This window comes from Vibrio sp. 1CM2L (assembly GCF_023161695.1).
Classification (GTDB): Bacteria; Pseudomonadota; Gammaproteobacteria; order Enterobacterales; family Vibrionaceae; genus Vibrio; species Vibrio coralliirubri.
Map to the genome: position 1 here is coordinate 134,940 of NZ_JALNTT010000009.1, position 25,219 is coordinate 160,158.

The window sequence follows — 25,219 nt, forward strand, 5'->3', positions numbered from 1 at the left end:
AGACTCATCTATCAAAAGGCAGTAAGGCATGACGACCACAAGCAGTGTTCAGGTAATCGCTCCAAAAACACTCGATACCATGACGTTTCCACTTCATGGCGCGCGTTTAATTGAAGCATCGGCGGGTACGGGTAAGACATTTACCATTGCTGGCTTGTACTTACGCTTACTGCTGGGGCACGGTACAGCTGCGCCACAAGGTGATCTGACGGAAGCCACACGACACCATGAGCCACTAACCGTAGACCAAATTCTGGTGGTGACCTTCACTGAAGCGGCAACAGCAGAGCTGCGAGATCGTATCCGTGCTCGTATTCATGATGCACGCATTGCGTTTGCACGTGGGCAAAGTGACGACCCAGTGATTGCGCCTTTGTTACAAGCCATCGATGATCATGCTGGCGCGGCTAAAACTCTTCTTAACGCTGAAAGACAAATGGATGAGGCTGCGGTCTACACCATTCACGGTTTCTGTCAGCGAATGTTGACCCAAAATGCTTTTGAATCAGGAAGCCGTTTTGATAATGAATTTGTGACCGATGAAAGCCATCTGAAAGCGCAAGTGGTAGCAGACTACTGGCGTAAGCAGTTTTACCCGTTGCCGATTCAACTGGCTGGTGAGGTACGAAATATTTGGGGTTCTCCCGCTTCGTTATTGGCTGACGTAAACCGTTACCTGACGGGCTCTCCGCTGAAGCTAACGGTAGATGCGATGTCGGGCGACCTGCAAACTCTACACAATCAAAACCTAGACAAAGTGAAGCAGCTTAAAGCGCTGTGGTGTGAATCTGAAGCGGACTTTTTGGCTTTGATCTCTGGCTCGGATGTGAACAAGCGTAGCTACACTAAGAAATCTCTGCCGACATGGTTAGAAGCGGTGACAGCATGGGCACAGAGCGACACCCATGATTATCAGTTCCCAGATAAATTAGAGAAGTTCTCTCAAGCCACTCTAATTGAAAAAACACCAAAGGGCACTGCGCCTCAGCATGCCGTTTTCGAAGCGATTGAAGATTTCTTAAATCACCCAGCCGACTTGAAAGCTCCATTGCTGGCGCATGCGATTACCCATTGTCGAACTATGTTAGCCAAGGCGAAACAACAGAAGCAGTGGCTATCATTTGATGACTTGCTGACTCAGTTATCGGCGTCGATTGATGTCGATGAGCAATCCTTGCTGGTGGAAAGAATTCGCACGCTTTACCCGGTGGCGATGATCGATGAATTTCAAGATACCGATCCGCTTCAATACAGTATTTTTAGCCGAATCTACCTTGATAACCCGCAATGCGGTCTGTTTATGATCGGTGACCCGAAACAGGCTATCTACGGTTTCCGTGGCGCGGATATCTTTACTTACATCAAGGCAAGAAACCAAGTTAGTGCTCACTATACGTTAGGCACTAACTGGCGTTCGAGTGCTGACATGGTCAGTGCGGTAAACCAAGTGTTTATGAATTCAGATAGCCCGTTTATCTACGACCAAGACATTCCATTTTTGCCCGTAGCTGCTAGCCCATCGGCTGATAAACGCCAATGGGTGATGAACGGAGAAACTCAGCACGCACTGACCTTTTGGCTGCAAGAGGCTGAAGATAAGCCATTACCAAAAGGCGAATATCACAAAGCCATGGCCGAGGCGACAGCGAGTCAAATTCAAACCATTCTGACCGCATCTCAAAATCAACAAGCCTATTTTGATAACGGCAAAAAACAACATGCCGTGAATGCGGGTGATATTGCTGTTTTGGTTCGAACCGGTAGTGAAGGTCGCTTGATCAAGAACGCGCTGTCGGAACAAGGCATTGCGAGTGTGTATTTGTCCAACCGAGACAGTGTGTTTACCAGCTTGGTCGCGCAAGATATTCAACGCCTGCTACAAGCGGTGCTGACACCAGAAAACGATCGTGCATTGCGTGCCAGTTTAGCCTCCGAGTTGTTTGCTCTGGATGCGGCATCATTAGATGAACTCAACAACGATGAAGTGGTGTGGGAAAACGTCGTTAACGAATTTAGAGAATATCGTAAGTTGTGGCTACAGCGTGGCGTGTTACCCATGCTGCGCAGCGTGATCAGTAAACGACATCTCGCGGAACGCTTACTGGAAGAAGAAAATGGTGAGCGCTCACTCACTGATTTGATGCACATTGGCGAACTGCTACAACAAGCAAGGCAAGAGCTCGACAGTGACTATGGCTTGCTGCGTTGGTTGGCAGAAGCGATTTCCGATGCTCAGAATGGTTTAGGTGGCAGTGAAGACGACATTCAACGCCTTGAGTCAGAAAGAAACTTGGTTCAAATCGTTACTATTCATAAGTCGAAAGGCTTGGAATATGACCTCGTATTTTTACCGTTTGTCGCGAGTTACCGTGAAGCGAGTGAAGGCAAGTTCTACGATCACGATTCAGATACCACAGTACTGGATATTACTGGCAGCGACAGTGCCTTAGCACAAGCCGACAAAGAGCGATTGGCAGAAGATCTACGTTTGATTTACGTGGCGCTTACTCGTGCTGTTTTTGGATGTTTCATTGGCATGGCACCGCTACGTAAAGGGCGTTCAACCAAAGAGCCAACTGGCGTTCACTTGAGTGCCATGGGCTATTTGGTTCAAAACGGACAAGAGCAAGGCATCGCCGAGTTGCATCAAGCTCTATCGGCAATTGAGGGTAAGAATTCAAGTGTACTACTGTCTGAAACTCCGACTGCTCACGAGCACGTATTTGTACAAACAGAGCAAGTGAGTGACGACTTACAGGCCAATGAACTGAAAGCTTCAATTGACCGAGCTTGGCGAATTACCAGTTACTCGGGACTTGTAAAACAAGGCAGTCACGGCGCAAGTCATGATGCCACGATTGAGGTGTCTGGCTTCGATATTGACTCGGCGGATGAACAAGACGAGTCGGAATTGATTGAACCTGAACGTTCTATATTCACCTTCCCTCGAGGCGCTCGTCCGGGTACCTTCTTACATACCTTGTTTGAGGATGTAGAATTTACCGAGCCAGCAACCAGCGAACATAACACGCAAGTAATCACTCACTTATTAGAGTCGGAGCAATACGAACTAGAGTGGTTACCCGTGCTTCAACAACTAGTTGATACGGTGCTGAACACCGCATTGGATGGTAAGAACTTAAAACTAAGTGAGAAAGACTCAACGCAACGATTAGTCGAGATGGAATTCTTATTGCCGATCGAAGTGTTAGCCGCATCGGAATTGAATCAAACCATTCAATATCACGATCCGTTATCGGCAAAAGCGGGCGACCTAGGTTTCCAAACCGTGCAAGGCATGTTGAAAGGCTTCATCGATTTGGTGTTCGAGCACCAAGGTAAATACTATGTCCTCGACTGGAAATCGAACCATCTAGGTGATGACGTTGCCGTTTACCATGGTGAGGCATTGAAATCGGCGATGGCCGACCATCGTTATGATCTGCAATATCAAATCTATGCATTGGCATTGCACCGCTTCTTACGCAGTCGCGTTGCAGATTACAGCTATGAACAACATTTCGGTGGGGTTTATTACTTGTTTTTAAGAGGAATGGATGGCCAATCACAACAAGGTGTTTTCTCGGCTAAACCAACACTGGCTTTGCTCGATGAAATGGATCAATTGATTGACGGTAAAGTGATAGACAGACGTTCAGCACAATTGAATGACAATGAAACTGGACAGATGGGGCTTTTATAATGATAACAACGACCACTAATACCAGCATAGAAGCTGCGAACACAGTAAAGCCAGTTTCATTTATTCCTGAGCAACTGATGGATGTACTCAAGTTTCTTGCGGATAAGGGTTCTATTCGTCAGTTGGATTATCAATTTGCCCGTTTTATTGCTCAGCAAGCCACGAGCCACCCTCAAGAAATCGGTTTTCTTGCTGGGGTCGTGAGCCATGAATTAGGCAAAGGGCACATTTGTACTCAGCTTTTACAAGCTCAAACAGCAGACCTTGCCCAGTTACTCGGTTTGTACGGTGAAACGGCACTGCAACTGAACCAGAAATTGTTAGGTATTGATTGGGCGGCTGTTCTGCAATCATCTAACTTAGTGGGTACGACCAACGATTGTGTTAAGCCGCTAATGTTCGATGGGCAACGTGTCTATTTACAGCGTTATTGGAATTACGAAGTTGTGTTGGCTGAGACCTTAAACCGTTTAAGTAAGCCAGTAGAGTTCAATGTTGAGCAGAAAAAAGCGCTAACCGAAACGTTGAATCAGTTATTCGCACGTAGCTATCACTTTCTGTTTAACGCTTTAGCCAAGGCTGAAGCAAGCCAACAAACTTCGCAGGTGTTACGCCAACAATTGGTGTGTGACCATCTTGATATTGTGAATGAGCAGGCTCTAGATTGGGGAGCAATCGACCAAGCGATAGTACAAGCCAAGCAAGTGACGGACTTAGATGTTCTAGACAGTTTGGTGCCGTTATCAGCATGTTTGAACTGGCAAAAAGTCGCAGCAGCGGTGGCGCTGAGTCGTCGCTTTGCGGTGATTTCTGGTGGTCCGGGTACCGGTAAAACGACCACGGTAACCAAATTGCTGTCGGCGATGGTCGAGCAATCGCTCAGCCAAGGTAAAACACCGACGATTAAACTGGTGGCACCGACGGGTAAAGCAGCGGCGCGTTTAACCGAGTCGATCGGTAAAGCGATTGAGCAGCTGCCATTAGCACCTGAAGTAAAAGCCAACATACCCACTGAATCGAGTACGTTACACAGATTACTCGGCGCGATTCCTAACCGTGCTGAGTTTAGGCATAACCGACGCAACCCGCTCCATCTAGATATCTTGGTAGTGGATGAAGCTTCTATGGTTGATCTGTCGATGATGTATAAGCTGGTGGATGCACTTCCGGAGCACGCAAGGCTTATCTTGTTGGGTGATAAAGACCAACTCGCTTCAGTAGAGGCAGGAGCTGTACTCGGTGATATCTGTTCATTCAATTCTACAGGGTACAGCAGCGCGCAAGGCAATTTGATTGCAGAGATGACAGGCTTTGATGCGATCGCTAAACCAAGACAAGACAAAGCTGGAGTGGTGAATCCGCCTGCGATTGCAGATAGTTTGTGTATGCTGCAGAAGAGTTATCGTTTCGATGCGCGTTCCGGTATCGGGCAGTTGGCAAAAGCGATCAATAATGGTTCTGCGAATCAAGTAGATCAAGTGTTTGCCAAAGGTTTTGGCGATATCGAAAATCATCCTCTATCGAGCGACAGCTATAACTTGATGCTGCGTACTTTGGTTAACGAGTATGGTGCATATCTCAATAGAATGAATGTACCGTTGGAAGAGCTAGAGACCCAAGAAGCACGCGCAAAATCGGTGCTCGATTTGTTCAGCCAATGTCGACTGTTGTGTTCCATTCGTGAAGGGGACTTTGGTGTCAAAGGTCTCAACCATAGAATTGAAAGAGCACTGGCCGCAAGACGTTTGGTGAGCCCTCATAATGATGAGCTGTGGTATCACGGGCGTCCTGTCATGGTGACACGAAATGATCATGGCTTGGGTTTGTATAATGGTGATATTGGCATCTGTATGCTTGAAGCCGATACAACTAATCTAGAGTCAAATGAGGCAAGTTCGGCACCTCGATTGAAGGTGTATTTTGAGTTGCCAGACGGCAGTGTGAAAGCCGTGCTTCCAAGCCGAGTGCCCGATCATGAAACAGCTTATGCAATGACGATACATAAATCGCAGGGTAGTGAATTTGATCTGACCTTAATGATCTTGCCGCCAGATTTCAGCCCTATTTTAACGCGGGAGCTTATCTATACCGGTATTACACGTGCGAAGAAACGACTGATGATGTTCAGCGATACCAACGTGTTGAAGCGTGGGATTAAGGTGAAAACAGAGCGAGTGAGTGGTTTAGGCAGTCGTTTAACGAATTAGTCGTTATGGACGCTAGAGAAGGGTTTGAACTTAGGGCTAGATAAACACAAAGCAACCATCCCTAGTTGCTTTGAACGTTATTAAGACTCTTTGCTTAAAAACGCTCGAGTAAACGATATGTGGTTTATCTTGTACTTTGCTTGGCAATTCAAAATAAACTCTTTTAGATTCTCGCTAACAGGGAACACGCAGTGTACGTCTAGCCCTTCTAAGAACTGGTTATCAGCCATATCCCAAAAACTTTGCAGCGAGTTACAAACAATGGTTCTCATATCAATGTTGCTCTTTTTGCTGTTTATATTAACGAGCAGAGCTAATGTTAGCGTGCTGACCGTCAACGGGTATAGCAATCCGTGCAGTGACCACCTCAATGAGTTCGATGTGACTATCGAGATGGCAATTCCAATAAAAACATTTGTTAAGATTATTAAAGCGTCTAAATTCTATACAATTATACGTGTGAGTGAAAGTGCATAGTTAATAAATCTCATATAGAAAACGATTACATTTGCAATTATTTTTCTGCTGAAGTGAGATTGTGCTCCAAAACTTTGTTTATACGTTGAGCGCTAAGATCTTTGAGTTTCTCTGATAGTTGTATAACCCTTGTTTTTCCATCGGCAATTCATCAACCGCTATCTCGTAAAAACCCTGTTCGCGGAACCAGTGAAGGCTGTGCGTAGTAAGGACAAAGATCTGGTCGATATCACGAGATTTTGATTGGTGGCGCATGTAATCCAGCAGCAATTGCCCACGGTTTCCATCGCGATAGTCAGGGTGAATCGCCACACACGCCATCTCTGCCATGTGATCTTCCGGATAAGCATATAGCGCTGCGCAACCAATAATCAGACCGTCTTTTTCGATGATAGTAAAACGGTGAATCTCTTGTTCCAATTGTTCTCTTGAGCGACGAACGAGAATGCCTTGTTCTTCCAAAGGACGAATAAGGTCAAAGATGCCACCAATATCGTCAATCTGAGCTTGTCTTACTTGCTCAGCACTCGCCATAACCACTTGGGTCCCAATACCATCAAAAGAGAACAATTCTTGGATTAACGCGCCATCTACCTTGTAGCTGATTAGGTGACAACGAGGCACTCCGGCACGACAAGCGGAGATCGCTCCTTTCAAGAAGCGTAGTGTTCCTGTGCTCATGTCTTCGGCAGGATTTTGAGATTCCGTTAATCGTTCTAGAATTTGCTTGGCATCTTTAGGGAAGAGTTCGGCGAGCACGTTACCGCGTTCATCTGTTACCCCTTGTTCGGAGCAAAAGCCAATCAGCTTGTCGGCCTTTAGACGAGTTGCAACTTGGGTCGCGACCTCTTCAGAAAGTAGGTTAAAGCTTTCGCCTGTCACGGAGCTGGCAATAGGGCCAAGCAGTACAATTGAACCTTGGTCAAGTGTGCGATTGATCCCTTCGATATCGATTCGACGAATACGCCCGCTGTGGCAATAATCCGTACCGTCATCCACGCCAAGCGGTTGAGCCGTAATGAAGTTACCACTCATCACATTGAGTTGAGTGCCTGCCATCGGGGTGTTGTTTAAACTCATCGAAAGTCGAGCTGTGATGGCAAGTTGTAGTTGGCCAGCAGCCTGCATAGCGACGCCCAGAGAATATTCATCAGTGACCCTAATATTCTTGTGATAAGGCGTATGGCAATCTTGTTTTTCCAGCAGTTGATTGATCTGTGGCCTTGCCCCGTGAACGAGAACAATCTTCACGCCAAGGCTATGGAGTAGGGCAATGTCGCTAATAATGTTACCAAAGTTTCTATCGGCAACAGCTTCGCCTCCCAGCATAATGACCATGGTTTTGCCACGGTGAGCATTCACGTAAGGGGTTGATTGTCTGAAACCTTTTACTAGCGCTGTACTTCTTAATTTCACAGAACAAGTCCATTTGTGTTTATTTATTCGTTAATTTAGCATTTAAATTCAAATGTAAACAACACCTTTTTGGAATAAAGCGCAAACTATTCTTATCTAGACTTCAATATATAAACTGTCTCAGTGTAGAATGCGCATAGCATCCTTATGAGTCGTAAACGAATGCAGCAAGTTCCAGCTACAAAGAACAAAATCGATGAGATAACCAAAGGCCTCTACAGTGAAGCAGAACAGCGCAATCAATCTAAGTTGAAGCGTAAGATCATTGAGCGCTGCTTAATGGTTTTAGCCTTGGTGGGTTCATTTGCTGTGGTTTCTTTGTTCGGCGATGTGCTTTCCCGAGTGCAAGATGCGGCAACGCCCGACAATCTGATATACGGCACTTGGATAGAGCAAGATGTTGCACATTATGCGACGGATGAGTTTGTTCTGAATGCTAATGGTGTATCAGTTCGTGGGTCTGTTGTTTCGACGAGCTTTGACTTTGACGGTAGCTACTTTGAATATAAGGCGGGTGATAAAACCTATCGCTTCCGCATGACCAATTCTGACAATACAGAAATGGTGCTCGATTCTGACAGTCACTACAATCCCATTTTCCGCCTTAAAGGCCATATCGATAACTCGGTCCGATAGGTTATCTTATTGTAAACTCTTACAATCTACGATTGTGTTATCTGACTGTTTTTGTCATCCTCGATGCATAGAATTTTTAGGATGACTCTTGTGATTAAAAAATGGCTTCCCCTAGTCGCTGCCTCTTTGCTATTTGGCTGTGCTCAACCCACTGATCTTGCTCAACAACACCTTGATGACGAATTTCCTCGTACCTTGAATCAGGTCGATCAGGTTGAATCCAATAAACCAAGAGATTACACCGCATTTGCAGAGCAAGCTGAGATGGTGGTTTCTAAATCCCCTTCGATGGCTAAAATCTATGAGCCGCTTTATCAACAACTCAATGAGTGGGCGATGCTGAGTGGGGATCCAAGTGAGCTCGCTAATTTTGGCGTTCAAACTGCTCAACTAGGCGGTGGTGATAAGCAAGGTAATGTTTTGTTCACGGGCTACTTTTCTCCTGTGATGGAGCTGCGCCACGAAGCGAATGAAGAATACCGTTACCCTGTTTACGGACTTCCTGAGTGTGGCAAAGAGTGTCCAACCCGCGAAGAGATTTACAACGGCGCACTAGAAGGTCAGGGCCTTGAGTTAGGTTACTCAGCAAACCGTATCGACCCATTTATGATGGAAGTGCAGGGCAGTGGATTTGTACACTTCGGTGATGATGACACGCTGCAGTATTTCGCATACGCGGGTAAGAACAATAAAGCTTATGTGAGCATTGGCCGTGTTCTGATTGAACGAGGCTTAGTTCCACGCGAAAAAATGTCGTTAAAAGCAATCAAAGAGTGGGTGTTGGCAAACGATCCTGAAGTAGTCAAAGAGCTGCTTGAGCAAAATCCATCTTTCGTGTTTTTTGAAGCGAGAGACGACCTATCTGTGATGGGCAGCGCGGGCATTCCTCTATTACCAATGGCGGCGGTAGCGGGCGATCGTTCTATCTTGCCTATGGGGACGCCGATTCTTGCTGAGGTTCCACTACTGAATGCCGATGGTACTTGGAGCGGTGCTCACCAACTAAGACTGTTACTGGTTTTAGATACGGGCGGCGCGGTTAAGCAAAACCATTTGGATCTTTACCACGGTATGGGCCCACGAGCGGGTACCGAAGCGGGTCATTACAAGCATTTTGGTCGTGTGTGGAAGCTCGGCTTAGATGGCAGCGCGACTGAAGCTCCTTGGGCTTTGCCTCCTGAAAAGGTTGAGTAAGCGACAATAAAATAGGGCATTGAAAGCGAATCGCTAATCCCCTAGACTTTTTATTCAAGAGTGCGTATAAAACGCACTCTTTTCTTTTTCTCAGAAATAAATTGGCGGCAACAATGCGTGAATTGACCACTCCAGCTTCAGAAAACTATGACCAACGATTTGGTGGCACCCGTCGCTTATATGGCAATAGTGAAGTCGATATACTTAGAGCAGCACACGTGTGCGTGATCGGTATTGGCGGTGTAGGTTCATGGGCGGTTGAAGCGCTTGCTCGTACTGGTTTAGGTGAGCTGACTTTGATCGATATGGATGATGTGTGCGTGACCAACATCAACCGTCAGATCCACGCAATGTCGGGTACCGTTGGTAAAAGCAAAATCGAAGTGATGGCAGAGCGCGTTAAGCTGATTAACCCTGAGTGTAAAGTTAACCTGATTGACGACTTCATCGGCCCTGATAATCAGGCTGAATACCTATCGAAAGAGTTCGACTTTGTGTTAGATGCGATTGATAGCATGAAAGCTAAGGCTTCACTGTTGGCATATTGTCGCAGTAACAAAATTAAGGTGATCACCACGGGTGGTGCTGGTGGGCAAATCGATCCAACTCAAATCAAAGTGGCTGATCTGACTAAGACGATTCAAGATCCGCTCGCGAAGAAGCTAAAAGATACCCTTCGTCGTCATCATAACTTCCCTAAGAATCCAGCGCGTAAGTTTGGTATCGATTGTGTGTTCTCAACTGAACAGTTGAAATACCCTCAAGCTGACGGCAGTGTATGTGCTGCGAAAGCGACCGCAGAAGGTCCAAAGCGCATGGATTGTGCGACGGGCTTTGGTGCGGCAACGGTTGTAACGGCGACGTTTGGTTTTGTGGCTGTTTCGCGTATCGTTGAAAAGCTGATTCAAAAGCACACTAAGTAACGTCTTCTATTCAATTAATAATCGACTGGATATTAAAATGACCACATTCCCAAGCTCTCCATTCGGTACTGAAATTACCAGTGATGATATCATCTCCAAGATGCAGACATTTAGCGGCTGGGAAGACCGTTATCGCCAAGTGATTCAATGGGGTAAGAAACTGCCAACGATGCCTGATGAACTGAAAAGTGAGCAGGTGATTGTCTCTGGCTGTGAAAGCCAAGTGTGGTTGGTTTCTCTTAATATCGATGGTGTTTGGCACTTTTGTGCTGATTCTGATGCGCGTATCGTGCGCGGTCTGATTGCATTAGTAATGGCTGCGTATGATGGAAAAACATCAGAGCAGGTTCAAGCGTTCGATATTGATGGTTACTTTGAACAAATCGGTCTAATTACCCACCTTAGCCCATCTCGCGGTAATGGATTAAAAGCGATTGTTGAGCAAATCAAGAACCTCGCTAACTTGTAATTGTCTCCATACATTTTTATCGTAGTGCTTTAAAGAGATTCCAGATACTTCGTTCCTCAGTTCTGGAATGACGATTTCTAACTGTATTTCGTCATTCCCTAAAGCGACGAAGGAGCGTAATAGGGAATCTCGTTTGGATAGTTTGCTGTTAGAGATTCCAGATATTTCGTTCCTCAGTTATGGAAGGACGAATTCTAACTGTATTTCGTCATTCCCTAAAGCGACGAAGGAGCGTAATCGGGAATCTCGTTTGGATAGTTTGCTATTAGACATTCCAGTTACTTCGTTCCTCAGTTCTGGAATGATGACTGCTAATTGAGTCTCGCCATCCCCTAAAGCATATCAACGGCTTTTTCTATCGCCGCTACGAGCTTTTCAACATCATCCATGTTGTTGTAAATACCAAATGAAATTCGAACCGTTCCTTTCACATTAAGTGCATCCATTAATGGGTGAGCACAATGATGTCCTGCACGTACTGCGATACCTTGCTGATCCAGTAGGGTCGCTATATCTTGATGGTGAACGCCATCCATCACAAAAGTAATCACACTTGCGTTAGGTTGATACCCTAAAATCTGAATGTCATCCAGTTTACTGAGCGCAAGATAGGTCTCGTGTTGTAGCTGGTGGATGTGATTTTCTACATCTTGTTGTGGAAAACTACTTAACCATTCTATAGCGCTGCTTAGTGCTATGGCTCCTGCTACATTTGGTGTGCCCGCTTCGAACTTGCCAGGCAGTTCTGAAAAAGTAGTGCCAGAGAAAGAGACGCGCTCGACCATTTTGCCACCACCATGCCAAGGTGGCATCGCTTCTAACAATTCAAGTTTTCCGTAAAGCACACCGATACCCGCAGGGGCATAAAGCTTGTGCCCTGAGAATACGTAGAAATCCGCACCTAAAGCAGCAACATCAATAGGCTCATGAACGATCCCTTGCGCGCCATCGACCACAACAATAGCATTCATCTTGTGTGCTTTTTCTATGACAGCTTCAATTGGCTGACGAGAACCCGTTACGTTGGTTATCTGAGCTAATGCAACAATCTTGGTTTGTTCATTTAAAAGTGCATCAAATGCAGTTAGGTCAAATTCGCAATCCGATGTCATCGGTACTTTAACGACTTTAGCCCCGGTTTGTTGTGCCACAATTTGCCAAGGAACTATGTTGGCGTGATGCTCCATTTCACTCACTAAGATCTCATCGCCAGGCTGAAGAGTACTTCTTGCGTAAGTTTGAGCAATTAAATTGAGCGCCTCGGTTGCACCGCGAGTCCAGATGATCTCTTTTGAAGAGCTTGCACCGATAAACTGAGCGACCTTATCTCTGGCAGCTTCAAACTGACTGGTCGCGTTCGCTGTTAAGCTATGGCTACCACGGTGAACATTGGCATTTTGTTTGGAGTAATATTGGCTAATGGCATCAATAACTACCTGAGGTTTTTGTGTCGTTGCCGCGCTGTCTAAGTAAATCAATGGTTGTTGATTGATGGTTTGTGATAGCGCAGGAAACTGCTCTCGGATGTGATTGATATCAAGCATCTATTCTTACCTAAAATCTTGGAAATTGGTGCCAGCGTTATGCTTAGCGGTATTGTTATTTTATCGCGACTTGTTGACCGTTGCTGACTAATCTTGATGATTCCAGCTATTTTCTTGCTCTTTGACCTGATCGAACAGCTTTTGGTTAACGGGAACTTCTATCTGATGCTTAAGCGCTGTTTTTATTAGGTGTCCAGTGATGAAGTCGATCTCTGTCTTGCGTTGGTAAAACATATCCTGCTTCATGGATGAGTTGTTCTGCGCTGTGGCTTGGATGACCTGTTTGACGCTTGCTTCTAATCCGTCGAATGAACAAGCGATCTCTTCGGCCTGCATAACTTGTGTGAGCTCTTCAACGATAGAACTTAAAATACCCTCAAACCTTTGGTCTGCAAGTTCGCCGTTCTTGATTTGTTCCAACCCAGTGAGTGGGTTGATAGCACAATTGATAGCGAGCTTAGTCCATAGTGCGGATGTTATCTCTGGGTTCCAACTCACAGCGGGGAGAGCATGATCCAATACATCAACTAAAAACGTGCACTGCTGTCCCGTTTGGTTAAAAGCCCCCAACTGGGTTTGTCCTATTCCTGTGTGAGATACACTATTACGATCAGGTTTGAATGCAGCTTGGGTCGTGGTTGCCAATACTATCGGGTAAGTACTAATTTGAGTGGCGATGTTGTCGACCGCACCCATTCCGTTATGCATGAACATGAGAATGGTGTCAGAGTCGAGATATTGAAGTAACGGAGTGGTGGCTTTTTCTACTTGCCAAGCCTTGACCGTAAAGATTACTAAGTCACTCGTTGATAGCTTTTCGATATTGTTATTGCTGAAGGAAAGTGGAGTTTGCTCATCAAGTGTTAGGTCAATTGAGGTTTCAGGGGAGCGACTCCACAACGAGACATTATGACCAGCTTTAAGTAGTTTTATCGCCCATAAAGAGCCGATAGCTCCAGGTCCAACAATAGTGATGTTCACAGCAATACCGAGATAAGAAAGTGATGCTGCAAGGATAGCGAGGCATTAAATGAAAGCAATAAAAAATGGCACCCGAGGGTGCCATTTTGGAAACTTTCTTAGAAGTTCGATTAGAACTTGTAAGTTACTGCGAAGTAGTGTGCTACGCCAGATGTAGAGAACTCACCAAATTGTGGGTTTGCATTATCAATTAGAGCACCGTCTTTTAGACCGTATACATCTTGGTATAGTTTCAGACCGTAACCAACTGCAAATTGGTCATTGTGCCAGTAGATACCGTTAAACATTGCGCCGCCATTGCTAGATTGGTTGTATGAGCTATCACGACCAAATTCGTAATCAATGTAACCTTGGTAAGCAATGAATGAACCGTTATCAAAGTTTACGAATGGTTTGAACCAGTTAGTAGAGAATTGGTAACCGTTCCAATCTTTTGCATTTAGATCGTACGTTGCGTAAAGGTTGAACTGCATTTTGCCAAACCATGGAACCATTACGTCAGAACCGATACCTGTTTTAGTAGCGTAGCCACCGTCAGCTTTACCATCGATAGTCGTGTAGTTTGCAACATATAGTTCTTGAACTGGACCAAAAGAAAGATCTTTGCCAGTTAGACCATCGATAGACATACGCGGTGCAAATTTAACAAACAGTTGATCATCTTCTGCTTTATCGCTGCTGCTATCGTTAGTTAGGTTAAATACATCAATGTAACCATAAAGGTCGAAGATTCCAGAGCGACCGCCGAATTCCATTTCAAGGTAAGTATGGTCTTTATCTTGTGGCTTCTCGTCGATAGTGTGCATGATGTTAAACTGCATCCAGTTGTAATCATTTTTGTGAGTATCGCCGTCAGAATAATCCGCTGCCATTACAGGAGCAGAAGTTGCTGCAAGTAGGCCAAGAGTTAAAAGTGATTTACGCATAATGGAACTCTCTATGTTTGAAATAAGTAACCCGCTAATCCGTGCGTGTTTATGATGTCCGAATGCCGAGCATAATAGCGATTTTGTTCTCAAATAAAAGTGAGACAGAGTGAAAACTACAATTATTAAGGTGAGGTTGATCACACTAATGATCTAAATGATGGAACTTTAAGGTGGCAATGCATCTTGATGCACCTCTAATTCTATTGATTTTGTGAAATTCGATTATTTTGTGGATAAATAGGTGAAATACTGCGCTAAGCAAACGATTCTACTAATTAGAGTGACATGCATATCAAAATCAACAGTATTCCTTTCTAAGCGTTTTCTCTTAAAAAATGACTCATTCAAACCACCTCTTAATCTTGTCTTTGATCTATTTTTGACCAACAGCGTAATGGAGTTGGAATCAATTGATGGACAACTCATGTGATGACTGCCTAGGGATTTGAACCTAGCTACTTTTTGAATCACGGAGAATTAAAGACAGTTCACTGCACTAGATTTTGAAATACTTTTTAAAGATTAGTTATTGGACTAATCATTTGTGTGACGAACTGGTCTAACTTTTTTGGAGAGAAGACCAATGAAATATTCACCTATACTCGCTGTAGCAATTTCAGCCCTATTTATTGTTGGGTGTGATGACGACGATGAATCAACAACTCAACTACAAGCTGTACATGCATCGCCAGATGCGCCTTTAGCTAACGTTCTAGTCAATAGTCAGGCTCGTTGGAGCGATGTCGATTATGCTCAAGCATCCGGATACGCCTCCGTAGGTCAAGGACAGACAACTCTTCAAGTCGATGTCCAACTCCCAGGTGACGAAGTGGTCACTGTTATCCCTCAAAGCCAATTCGATTTAAGCGGTGACTTAGATTACACCGTGATGGTTGTAGGCGACGCCGATGGATCCAACAATCCTGTAGAGGCTTTGGTTGTTACTCGCCCTGCTGCAGGAACGGCAACCAGTTCAAGTCTAGATGTGCAAGTAGTACACGCGGCAACAGGAGTTGGCGATGTAAACCTATATGTGACAGGGCCGAGTGATCCATTGGGCGCTCCGCTTGGTACGCTGGGCTATAAAGATTTTACTGACGTACTCAATATTCCAGCAGGGCAATACCGAGTGAGATTAGAAACCGTGAGCGGCAATGCTATTGCTTTTGATTCTGGAGAAATAACTCTGTCTGGCGGTAGCGAGCTAACTATTGCGGCGGTGCCAAGAGCTGACTCCAATAGCGCTTCCCCAGTAAAATTGATGGTGATGGACGGTAGTGGATCATCTTTAATCTATGACATGGCAGAAACTGCAGAAGTACGAGTCGGTCATCTTGTTGATGGCGCCCCGGACGTAGATCCATTTGTGAACGGAGCTGCATTTGCACCTCTTGCTGATTTGATGTTTAAAGAGATCCGTGGATTTATCGATTTAGCTGCAGGAAGTTATGACATTGACATCTTTGCTGACGGCACTACAACCAATGCATTGATTGATGCGGATGGTGTTGCTGTATTTGCCGGCATGGATTACAGCATCTATGCGGTAGGGACAGTAAGTCCACTGAATTTGGAACCTTTGCTTGTTCCTGAGAACCGTCGTCCGGTGGCGACCAGTGCGGTATTAAACATTACCCATGCTGCTGCTAACCCAATTGCGGCATCGGTGGACATCTACTTAACAGAAAACGTAGGTATCTCTGGTAGCACTCCGGCGTTAAGTGATGTGAAATTCAAAGATTATGCGAATGGCATTTATGTGGCAGCGGGATCTTACTTTGTGACGATAACGGTAGCGGGACAACCATCGGTTGTGGCGATTGATTCTGCGCCCGCAACCTTAGCTGATGGTGTGGTGTATCAAGTCGTGGCAATTGATGACGGAGCGGGTTTTAATCTTATAGTGAGTGATACAACAGATTAGCGCTTACCAAATCATTAGTGGCAAAGTAAAAGAGGGTAGCGTGATGCTACCCTCTTTCTATTCTGTCTTCTTTTTCTCTTATTCGTGGTTGGTTTTCGCTTTTTCTAGTAAATCTGTGAAAAAGTGGCGCAACGAATAGAGCATGATCAAACTTGGTATCACCATAAGTGCAGTAAGTATAAAGAAGGTTGACCAGTCATTGAGGTAATCAACCAACTCACCACTAAAGGAAGCCAGTGTGGTGCGACCGAAGTTACCTAAGGATGCGAGTAAGGCGTATTGTGTTGCTGAAAACGCTTGGCCTGTCAATAACGTTAGGAAAGAGACAAACGCAACGGTAGAAAAGGCCGTTGTGAAGTTGTCGACAATGATGGTTGCCAAGAACAAGGTTTCACTCGGACCAGTCTGAGCGATCCACGCAAACATTAGATTACTTGCCGCCATTGCCACACCGCCGATCATCAGCCCGCGTACAATACCGAATTTCACATTGAAGACACTGCCTACCAAAGTGAAGAATATGGTTGCTCCCCAGCCAATTAACTTGGAGTAGTGACCGATCTGCTCGTTACTGAAACCTATCTCTTTATAGAAGGTAATCGACATGCGACCTAGGAAGGCTTCACCTATCTTAAATAGGAACACAAACAGCAATAGAGTAATGGCAACTTGAACGCCGTTTCTTTTGAAGAAATCATAAAATGGTTCAATTACCGTTACACTGAACCAAGCGACAAGCTTTGAGCCGACCACTTTATTGTGTCGCTGCTGTGCTTGTTCTTGTAGGGCTTCACGTTGTGTATTTGGCTCTCCGACAAAAAGAGTAAACAGCATTAATACAACAACGACACCTGCCATCCCGTAATACACGCCATTCCAACCGATTGAGTCTGCATTAATAAAGGCAAGGTAGCCTGGTAGAGAATACCCCGTCCACCAACCAATTACCGCCATTGCAGAAGCTTGCGGCAGTTTTGATGCTTCAGATTTTGGGAAGGTATCAATACGAAATGCATCAATCGCGATGTCTTGTGTAGCTGAGGCAATAGCAATAGCGAGCGCCAACATTGAGGTAAACGCCAAATTCTCTGCGGGATTGACGCCTGCGATGAATAAGGTGCCGATTAAAACAATGGTTTGGCAGAAAAAGATCCAACTTCGGCGCTGGCCGAGTATTGCGTGAAGCACTGGCAGTTTTACTCGGTCTACCAATGGTGCCCATAAAAAATTAATCGCATAGACGGCAAACACACTACCAAAGTAGCCAATGGCTGCTCGTGTTAAACCTGCATCTTTTAGCCAACCAGACATGTTGGATCCAATAAGAACCCATGGGAAGCCGCTCGAACAACCGAGCATAAACACCCAAAGTAGGCGTTTATCAAGGTAGCTGCGGAAGGTCTGCATCCAAGAAAGAGAGGGAGTGCCTGATGACATAGGGCGTCCTTGTATAGAAAAACGCCCTTAAGAAATAAGGGCGTTACATTGGATTACTTAAGAAGGGTCACTTTAGTGATGACGATTGGGTCGACTGGGATGTCTGACATGCGGCCCATTCGCTTGGTTGGAATCGTTGCCATCTTTTGAACAACATCAAAACCTTCAGTTACTTTGCCGAATACAGCGTAGCCTGGGTTACCACCTTTTGCGTTCAAGAAATCATTATCAGAGAAGTTAATGAAGAACTGACGAGTTGCAGAATCTGGCGCATTAGTACGAGCCATAGCGATTGTTGCTGTATCGTTCTTCAAGCCATTGCTGCCTTCATTCTTGATAGGTGCATAAGTCGCTTGCTGATTCATGTCTTGATCGAAGCCGCCACCTTGCGCCATGAAACCAGGAATAACACGGTGGAAGATAGTACCTTCGTAGCTGCCGTCTGCCACGTATTTTAGAAAGTTCTCAGCACTCACTGGTGCTTGTTCTTGGTTAAGCTCGATAGTGAAGCCGCCTAATGTTGTTTCTACGTTCACTTTAGGACCAGCCCAAACGCTCACGCTCACCAGCATTAATGCAATAGAAGATAGAATGCGACCCATTAGAAACGTTCCTTCATGTAAGTTTGTAGCTCTTGGTCATTGGCAATTTCTTTCAATACCAAGTTGATTACATCGTTAAGCACCATCGCGATATCGTCGTTTGAAGCGCTTAATGCACCTGTGCGAGTAGCAGTACCGTTGAATGTTTTAACGAGCTTACCTTCCGGAGTTTCAGCCGTTACTTCAAGTGTTACCTTACCGTCCATTTGGTTTTCCATAATGGTGTGTTCTACGGTAACAAGCGCTTCTTGAATCTCTAAAACAATCGAGTTTTCGCTGTTTACGCTTGCGCGGTAACCTTGAGACTCTAACTGTTGTGCTACAGCGTTCTCTAGAGAAATGCGCATGTTCTGCTTAGCGTGAATTGGCTGAATATTTGAACGGCCACTATCAACCAATGCAACGTATTGAGCGGCACGAACATCTTTACTTGTTAGTGTGTATGTTTTGCCTTGTACTAGGTTGCTTGAGCTTAGTGAAGCTTCTGGCATTACATTGATCTGTTCTTGCTGAGGGGCTGAACATGCTGTCAAAGCCATAATAGAAGCAGCCAAAATCAGTTTTTTCATTCCTTTATCCTTTCTAAATTCACACCAGAAGCTCGGTATCTTAAATTCTTGTGAAGTCGTTTCTGCTTATTTATTAAAATTCGCAGGTTCTCTTGTTGCTTGTAATATCTCAAATTTTTGGTTTAGTTCAAGCGTTTCAACGTTAGCTTCACCAAATAGTCTTGCTAGTTTGACATCGTATCCGAGGTGTCGGTTGCCAATAACAATTAATTTGCCTCCATTGCTTAGAACATGCTTTGCATCACAGAACATTTGCCATGCAATGTGATCAGTAATCGCTTGTTGCTGATGGAATGGAGGATTACACATCACTAAGTAGGTGCTGTTTTTCTTGAAGCCATCTAAACAGTTGTTGGCGATGAACTGGAAGTTGCCTTCTTCACCAAGGTTATCCTTGACGTTTTGGCGCGCCGATTCCACCGCCATAAAGCTTTCATCCACACAGGTGATACGAGCTTGTGGGTTCAATTGCCCTGCTTTTACACTCAATACACCGTTGCCACAGCCGAGATCGATGATATGACGCAGCTCAGGATCTTGAGGGATGTGCTCTAGCATATAGCGAGCGCCTTGATCGAGTGCTTCCCCTGAGTAAACATTTGGTAAATTTTTCAATCGGATATCTTCACCGTCTACATCCCATTCAACAAAAGGCTCTACCGTTTGAATCGGCTGGCAGTTTGGTGATGAGAATACTAAGCGGTGTTTTTTCTTCGCTAGTGATGTTTTGGTTTCACCTAGGTATTTTTCGAACAGGTTAAGCGTAGAGGTGTGAATCTCTTTTACCTTGTTGACGCCGATCACTTGGCAGCCTTCAGGCAAAGCTTGGCGTAGCTGGCTCAATTGCCAGATTAGGTGACGATTTGTTTTTGGCAGCTGCATGATCACAAGATCGATACCGTGTGGGATATCATCCATCGTGTTCAAGAAGTTCACTCGGTTACTTTGATTGCGCTGCAAGTTTTTCAGTGCGCCACGGTGAGAGATAAATGAGTCGCTCATCATAGTGACATCATGATCTTTCGAGAACCAAGCGGATAGGGCACCGAAGCTGTCGTTCATGATCAGGATATGTTTGCCAGGTTCAAGGTTCATCTCTTCGACATGACTGATCAGGTATTCGTCGCCCGCATCCCAAGCTTGAAGGGTTTCATTTGAACGTTTCGGGAAACGATGTAAGGTCAAAGTTCTGTCGTGAAGGGTAAGTTCGGTTTTCATTGCTTGAGATACTTATGTAAGAAATAACAAAGATATTGTCTCAAATGCAGGCTGAACAAGATAGAAAAAACTCAACCAAACCTATGCCATTCGCTATCAAATACTCAGACACTCGACCTGTTAGGGTTTATACTCACCCCACGGATAATGCCAATACGTTATTAAGGAATCACAATGATCCAAGAAGTTATCGAAACAAAATTGCACAATGAGTTTTCACCAAGTCATTTAAACGTGGTCAATGAGAGCTATATGCACAATGTTCCGGCCGGTTCTGAGAGTCATTTTAAAGTGATTGTTGTCAGTGATGTGTTTGAAGGATTGCGCCTTATTGCTCGTCATCGAGCGGTAAATAAAGCACTTTCAGAAGAGTTAGCGAACAATATTCACGCATTGTCCATTCACACTTATACAAAAGATGAATGGATGAAGCAGCTCGATAACGTGCCAGATAGCCCGATGTGCATGGGTGGCGGTAAGTAAGAAAGCTTACGAATATAGAAGAGGTGGCTATGTCGCCTTTTTTGTCGTCAAACTCATCTGTTTTTCGTTGTTATATCACTCAAACTGATGGTAAATCGAACGGCTGAAAATACCTACAATGAGTAATGTTTTTATTAACAGTGTTTCAACATAAATCTTAAAATAATAGTTTGTGACAGAGTATTAATCTCTTGTTTAAAACACGTTTCAAAAGCCATTTTATCTGTGCGGCTCGTCAAATTTATACATATTTGAGAGTCCATATGCTTCAAATCTCACCAAATAAAGGCCGTATTCAAGTTATTGGTCATGGCATCAAGTTGTCAAAAAATGCTAGAATACGGCACCTGATAAATCTCACATAATCTTTGTGATGAGTTTATTAATGTAATGTTGCGATTTTGGTATCTCAAATTTACCAAAACCGGACACTGTAATGTCGTGTCTAAGGGCGATTTTAAAACGTCCCGAATTTACGCAATTAAAAGAATCTTTTTCCCGATAAAGTAGTGCAAGTGCGTATGATTACAATAAAGAAGGGTTTGGATCTTCCTATCGCAGGAACTCCATCCCAGGTGATTAATGATGGTAAGTCCATCACTAAAGTCGCCTTGCTTGGCGAAGAGTACGTTGGTATGCGTCCTACGATGCATGCTCGCGTTGGTGATGAAGTGAAGAAAGGCCAAGTTCTTTTTGCAGATAAAAAGAACCCAGGTGTTGTATTTACTTCTCCAGCAAGCGGTAAAGTTATTGAAGTGAACCGTGGTGCTAAGCGTGTTCTTCAATCAGTAGTGATTGAAGTAGCAGGCAATGAGCAAATCACGTTCAATAGCTATGAAGCTAACCAACTAGTAGGTCTTGACCGTGAAACGGTTAAAGCTCAGTTAGTTGAGTCTGGCGCATGGACCGCTTTGCGAACTCGTCCGTTCAGCAAGGTTCCAGCAGTTGATTCTGAAACTCAGGCTATTTTCGTTACTGCTATGGATACTAATCCGCTAGCAGCTGAGCCAGAATTAATCATTAACGAGCAGTCTGATGCTTTCGTTGCTGGTTTAGATCTTCTTTCAACTCTGACTAACGGTAAAGTGTACGTTTGTAAAAAAGGTACTAGCTTACCTCGTTCAGCTCAGTCTAACGTTGAAGAACATGTTTTTGATGGCCCACACCCTGCAGGTCTTGCAGGCACGCATATGCATTACCTATATCCGGTAAATGCACAAAATGTAGCGTGGAGCATTAACTACCAAGATGTTATCGCATTCGGTAAGCTTTTCCTTACTGGTGAGATTTACTCTGAGCGTGTTGTTTCTCTGGCTGGTCCAGTGGTTAACAACCCACGTCTAGTTCGTACTCAAATTGGTGCTAGCCTTGAAGAGTTGACAGACAGCGAGTTAATGCCAGGCGAAGTTCGTGTGATTTCTGGTTCTGTACTTACGGGTACTGAAGCAACAGGTCCACATGCTTTCCTTGGTCGTTACCATCAGCAAGTTTCTGTTCTACGTGAAGGTCGTGATAAAGAGCTATTCGGCTGGGCTATGCCTGGTAAGAACAAGTTCTCTGTTACTCGTTCATTCCTTGGTCACCTGTTTAAAGGTCAGTTGTTCAACATGACAACGACAACAAACGGTAGTGACCGCTCAATGGTTCCAATTGGTAACTACGAGCGCGTAATGCCTCTAGATATGGAACCTACATTGCTGCTTCGTGATCTATGTGCAGGCGACATTGATAGTGCTCAAGCACTTGGTGCGCTAGAGCTAGACGAAGAAGATGTAGCATTGTGTACCTTTGTATGTCCAGGTAAGTACGAGTACGGTCAACTACTTCGTGAATGCCTAGATACGATTGAGAAGGAAGGGTAATTTTCATGGGCCTTAAAAAGTTTCTTGAAGACATCGAGCATCATTTTGAGCCAGGTGGTAAACACGAGAAGTGGTTTGCGCTTTATGAAGCAGCAGCGACAGTGTTCTACACGCCAGGTCTTATTACAAAGAAAAGCTCGCACGTTCGTGATAGCGTTGATTTAAAACGTATCATGATCATGGTTTGGTTCGCGGTATTCCCAGCAATGTTCTGGGGTATGTACAACGCGGGTGGCCAAGCTATCGCAGCACTTAACCATATGTACGCAGGCGCTGAACTAGCATCTGTTATCAGTGGTAACTGGCACTACTGGCTAACCGAAATGCTTGGAGCCTCCTTAGGAGCCGATGCAGGTGTTGGCAGTAAGATGCTACTTGGTGCGACTTACTTCCTACCTATCTACGCAACGGTATTCATCGTTGGTGGTTTCTGGGAAGTTCTGTTCTGTATGGTGCGTAAGCACGAAGTAAACGAAGGTTTCTTTGTTACTTCTATCTTATTTGCGCTTATCGTTCCGCCAACACTTCCTCTATGGCAAGCAGCACTAGGTATTACCTTCGGTGTTGTAGTCGCTAAAGAGATCTTCGGTGGTACGGGTCGTAACTTCCTGAACCCTGCACTTGCTGGCCGTGCGTTCCTATTCTTTGCATATCCTGCACAGATTTCAGGTGACGTAGTTTGGACTGCTGCAGATGGTTTCTCTGGTGCAACTGCTCTTAGCCAATGGGCTCAAGGCGGCGGTAGCGCACTAATGAACGTAACATCTGGTGAAGCAATCACTTGGATGGACGCATTCATTGGTAACATCCCAGGTTCTATCGGTGAAGTATCGACTCTAGCACTTATGATTGGTGCAGCGATGATCGTTTACATGCGTATCGCTTCATGGCGCATCATTGCTGGTGTAATGATCGGTATGATTGCTGTGTCTACGCTGTTTAACGTGATCGGTTCTGATACTAACGCAATGTTCAGCATGCCTTGGCACTGGCACCTAGTTCTAGGTGGCTTCGCATTCGGTATGTTCTTCATGGCGACTGACCCAGTATCAGCTTCATTTACCAACAAAGGTAAGTGGTGGTACGGCATCCTAATCGGCGCAATGTGTGTAATGATTCGTGTAGTTAACCCTGCATACCCAGAAGGCATGATGCTTGCGATTCTATTCGCAAACCTATTTGCTCCTCTGTTTGACCACGTTGTAATCGAGAAGAACATTAAGCGGAGACTAGCGCGCTATGGCAAGTAATAACGATAGCATTAAAAAGACGCTGTTTGTTGTTATCGCATTGAGCCTAGTGTGCTCAATCATCGTTTCAACAGCTGCAGTTGTTCTTAAACCTAAGCAACAAGCTAACGCAGTTCTGGATCAGCAAACTAAGATCCTTGAAGTTGCGGGCATTGAACTTGCGGGTAATATCCCTGAACTGTACGCAGAGAACATTGAACCTCGTCTAGTTGATTTCGCTACTGGCGATTTCGTTGACGGCGATGCTGCTGCATACGACCAACGTAAAGCGGCAAAAGATCCAGCTCAGTCAATCAAGCTTTCAGCTGAAGATGACATCGCTAAGATCCTTCGTCGTGCTAACACGGGTACTGTATACCTTGTGAAAGATGGCGCTGAAACTTCTAAAGTTATCATCCCTGTTCACGGTAACGGTCTATGGTCAATGATGTACGCATTCGTTGCGGTAGAAACTGATGGCAACACAGTTTCTGGTATCACTTACTACGAGCAAGGTGAAACTCCTGGACTTGGTGGTGAAGTTGAGAACCCAACTTGGCGCGCTCAATTCGTTGGTAAGAAATTATTCGACGAAAACCACAAACCTGCTATTCAGGTTGTTAAAGGTGGCGCTCCTCAAGGTTCTGAGCACGGTGTAGATGGCCTTTCTGGTGCAACACTGACTAGCGTTGGTGTTCAACATACATTTGACTTCTGGTTAGGTGATATGGGCTTTGGTCCGTTCCTAGCAAAAGTTCGTGACGGAGGTCTGAACTAATGTCTAGTGCAAAAGAAATTAAAAAGAGCATCTTAGCGCCGGTGTTGGACAACAACCCAATCGCGCTACAGGTTCTTGGTGTGTGTTCTGCTCTTGCGGTAACCACTAAGCTAGAAACAGCATTTGTTATGACTATCGCGGTAATGTTCGTTACTGCTCTGTCTAACTTCTTCGTTTCTTTGATCCGTAACCACATTCCTAACAGTGTGCGTATCATCGTTCAGATGGCAATTATCGCATCATTAGTAATCGTGGTAGACCAAGTGCTTAAAGCATACCTATACGATATCTCTAAGCAGCTATCTGTATTCGTAGGCCTAATCATTACTAACTGTATTGTAATGGGTCGTGCTGAAGCATTCGCAATGAAGTCTGCGCCAATCCCATCTCTAATCGATGGTCTTGGTAACGGTCTTGGTTACGGTTTCGTTCTTATCACTGTTGGTTTCTTCCGTGAGCTTCTAGGCTCTGGCAAACTATTTGGTATGGAAGTACTACCTCTAGTGAGCAACGGTGGTTGGTATCAGCCAAACGGCTTGATGCTTCTAGCACCTTCTGCATTCTTCCTAATTGGTTTCTTGATTTGGGCAATTCGTGTGTTCAAACCAGAACAAGTAGAAGCGAAGGGGTAAGGTAGT

20 protein-coding genes and 1 pseudogene are annotated in these 25,219 nt (G+C 44.9%); 12 read left to right on the plus strand and 9 right to left on the minus strand.

Features of this window, described 5'->3' with window-relative positions:
- Window positions 1-28: 28 nt before the first annotated feature.
- Both recB and recD read left to right on the plus strand, forming a co-directional pair.
- Window positions 29-3,703, plus strand: a complete 3,675-nt coding sequence (recB, locus tag MSG34_RS22055; protein WP_248339413.1) for an exodeoxyribonuclease V subunit beta — start codon at window positions 29-31, stop codon at window positions 3,701-3,703.
- Window positions 3,703-5,910, plus strand: coding sequence for an exodeoxyribonuclease V subunit alpha (recD, locus tag MSG34_RS22060; protein ID WP_248339414.1), 2,208 nt, complete (start codon window positions 3,703-3,705; stop codon window positions 5,908-5,910). The genes recB and recD overlap by 1 nt, the downstream gene beginning before the upstream one ends.
- 80 nt (window positions 5,911-5,990) lie before the next feature.
- Here recD and MSG34_RS22065 read toward each other — a convergent pair whose 3' ends face one another.
- Both MSG34_RS22065 and argA read right to left on the minus strand, forming a co-directional pair.
- Window positions 5,991-6,182, minus strand: coding sequence for a hypothetical protein (locus MSG34_RS22065; RefSeq protein ID WP_004735192.1), 192 nt, complete (start codon window positions 6,180-6,182; stop codon window positions 5,991-5,993).
- 283 nt (window positions 6,183-6,465) lie between these two features.
- Window positions 6,466-7,803 carry an amino-acid N-acetyltransferase gene (argA, locus tag MSG34_RS22070; RefSeq protein WP_248339415.1) on the minus strand — a complete coding sequence of 446 codons (1,338 nt, stop codon included), beginning with the start codon at window positions 7,801-7,803 and terminating at the stop codon, window positions 6,466-6,468.
- 162 nt (window positions 7,804-7,965) lie between these two features.
- Between argA and MSG34_RS22075 the strand changes: the two genes are divergently transcribed.
- The 4 genes from MSG34_RS22075 to csdE all read left to right on the plus strand — a co-directional run bounded on the left by MSG34_RS22075 (window position 7,966) and on the right by csdE (window position 11,025).
- Window positions 7,966-8,439: a DUF2850 domain-containing protein gene (locus MSG34_RS22075; RefSeq protein WP_248339439.1), complete on the plus strand. Its 474-nt coding sequence runs from the start codon at window positions 7,966-7,968 to the stop codon at window positions 8,437-8,439.
- Window positions 8,440-8,520: 81 nt separating this feature from the next.
- Complete coding sequence (gene mltA, locus MSG34_RS22080) at window positions 8,521-9,633, plus strand: murein transglycosylase A (RefSeq protein WP_050619901.1); 1,113 nt, start codon at window positions 8,521-8,523, stop codon at window positions 9,631-9,633.
- Between the two features lie 113 nt (window positions 9,634-9,746).
- Window positions 9,747-10,556: a tRNA cyclic N6-threonylcarbamoyladenosine(37) synthase TcdA gene (gene tcdA, locus MSG34_RS22085; RefSeq protein ID WP_050052889.1), complete on the plus strand. Its 810-nt coding sequence runs from the start codon at window positions 9,747-9,749 to the stop codon at window positions 10,554-10,556.
- Window positions 10,557-10,593: 37 nt separating this feature from the next.
- Window positions 10,594-11,025, plus strand: a complete 432-nt coding sequence (gene csdE / locus MSG34_RS22090) for a cysteine desulfurase sulfur acceptor subunit CsdE (RefSeq protein ID WP_248339416.1) — start codon at window positions 10,594-10,596, stop codon at window positions 11,023-11,025.
- A 332-nt stretch (window positions 11,026-11,357) separates the two neighbouring features.
- On the opposite strand, the gene csdA is transcribed toward csdE, so the two are convergent.
- The 3 genes and pseudogenes from csdA to MSG34_RS22105 form a co-directional block, all read right to left on the minus strand.
- Entirely contained in the window at window positions 11,358-12,569 is a 1,212-nt protein-coding gene (csdA, locus tag MSG34_RS22095; RefSeq protein ID WP_248339417.1) for a cysteine desulfurase CsdA, read from the minus strand.
- Window positions 12,570-12,656: 87 nt separating this feature from the next.
- Entirely contained in the window at window positions 12,657-13,550 is an 894-nt protein-coding gene (panE, locus tag MSG34_RS22100; RefSeq protein ID WP_248339418.1) for a 2-dehydropantoate 2-reductase, read from the minus strand.
- Window positions 13,551-13,660: 110 nt separating this feature from the next.
- A pseudogene (locus MSG34_RS22105) lies at window positions 13,661-14,549 on the minus strand (outer membrane protein OmpK).
- 513 nt (window positions 14,550-15,062) lie between these two features.
- Here MSG34_RS22105 and MSG34_RS22110 point away from each other — a divergent pair.
- The gene (locus MSG34_RS22110) at window positions 15,063-16,403 is read left to right on the plus strand and encodes a DUF4397 domain-containing protein (RefSeq protein WP_248339422.1); all 1,341 of its coding nucleotides are present in this window, start codon (window positions 15,063-15,065) and stop codon (window positions 16,401-16,403) included.
- 78 nt (window positions 16,404-16,481) lie between these two features.
- Here the strand turns inward: MSG34_RS22110 and MSG34_RS22115 are convergent, their stop codons facing one another.
- The 4 genes from MSG34_RS22115 to MSG34_RS22130 form a co-directional block, all read right to left on the minus strand.
- Window positions 16,482-17,840 carry an MFS transporter gene (locus MSG34_RS22115; RefSeq protein WP_048657901.1) on the minus strand — a complete coding sequence of 453 codons (1,359 nt, stop codon included), beginning with the start codon at window positions 17,838-17,840 and terminating at the stop codon, window positions 16,482-16,484.
- Between the two features lie 53 nt (window positions 17,841-17,893).
- Window positions 17,894-18,442: a peptidylprolyl isomerase gene (locus tag MSG34_RS22120; RefSeq protein ID WP_248339423.1), complete on the minus strand. Its 549-nt coding sequence runs from the start codon at window positions 18,440-18,442 to the stop codon at window positions 17,894-17,896.
- On the minus strand, window positions 18,442-19,011 hold the full coding sequence (locus MSG34_RS22125; protein WP_017631927.1) for a YajG family lipoprotein: 570 nt from the start codon (window positions 19,009-19,011) through the stop codon (window positions 18,442-18,444). The genes MSG34_RS22120 and MSG34_RS22125 overlap by 1 nt, the downstream gene beginning before the upstream one ends.
- 66 nt (window positions 19,012-19,077) lie before the next feature.
- The gene (locus MSG34_RS22130; RefSeq protein ID WP_017068516.1) at window positions 19,078-20,229 is read right to left on the minus strand and encodes a methyltransferase; all 1,152 of its coding nucleotides are present in this window, start codon (window positions 20,227-20,229) and stop codon (window positions 19,078-19,080) included.
- Window positions 20,230-20,403: 174 nt separating this feature from the next.
- On the opposite strand from MSG34_RS22130, the gene bolA reads away from it, so the two are divergent.
- From bolA to MSG34_RS22155, 5 genes are all read left to right on the plus strand, one after another.
- Complete coding sequence (gene bolA, locus MSG34_RS22135) at window positions 20,404-20,712, plus strand: transcriptional regulator BolA (RefSeq protein WP_017064186.1); 309 nt, start codon at window positions 20,404-20,406, stop codon at window positions 20,710-20,712.
- A gap of 521 nt (window positions 20,713-21,233) precedes the next feature.
- Window positions 21,234-22,574, plus strand: coding sequence for a Na(+)-translocating NADH-quinone reductase subunit A (locus MSG34_RS22140; protein WP_019823845.1), 1,341 nt, complete (start codon window positions 21,234-21,236; stop codon window positions 22,572-22,574).
- 5 nt (window positions 22,575-22,579) lie between these two features.
- Entirely contained in the window at window positions 22,580-23,824 is a 1,245-nt protein-coding gene (locus tag MSG34_RS22145) for an NADH:ubiquinone reductase (Na(+)-transporting) subunit B (RefSeq protein WP_017067139.1), read from the plus strand.
- The gene (locus MSG34_RS22150; RefSeq protein WP_019823841.1) at window positions 23,814-24,581 is read left to right on the plus strand and encodes a Na(+)-translocating NADH-quinone reductase subunit C; all 768 of its coding nucleotides are present in this window, start codon (window positions 23,814-23,816) and stop codon (window positions 24,579-24,581) included. The genes MSG34_RS22145 and MSG34_RS22150 overlap by 11 nt, the downstream gene beginning before the upstream one ends.
- Window positions 24,581-25,213: an NADH:ubiquinone reductase (Na(+)-transporting) subunit D gene (locus tag MSG34_RS22155; protein ID WP_008223083.1), complete on the plus strand. Its 633-nt coding sequence runs from the start codon at window positions 24,581-24,583 to the stop codon at window positions 25,211-25,213. The genes MSG34_RS22150 and MSG34_RS22155 overlap by 1 nt, the downstream gene beginning before the upstream one ends.
- Window positions 25,214-25,219 lie beyond the last annotated feature (6 nt).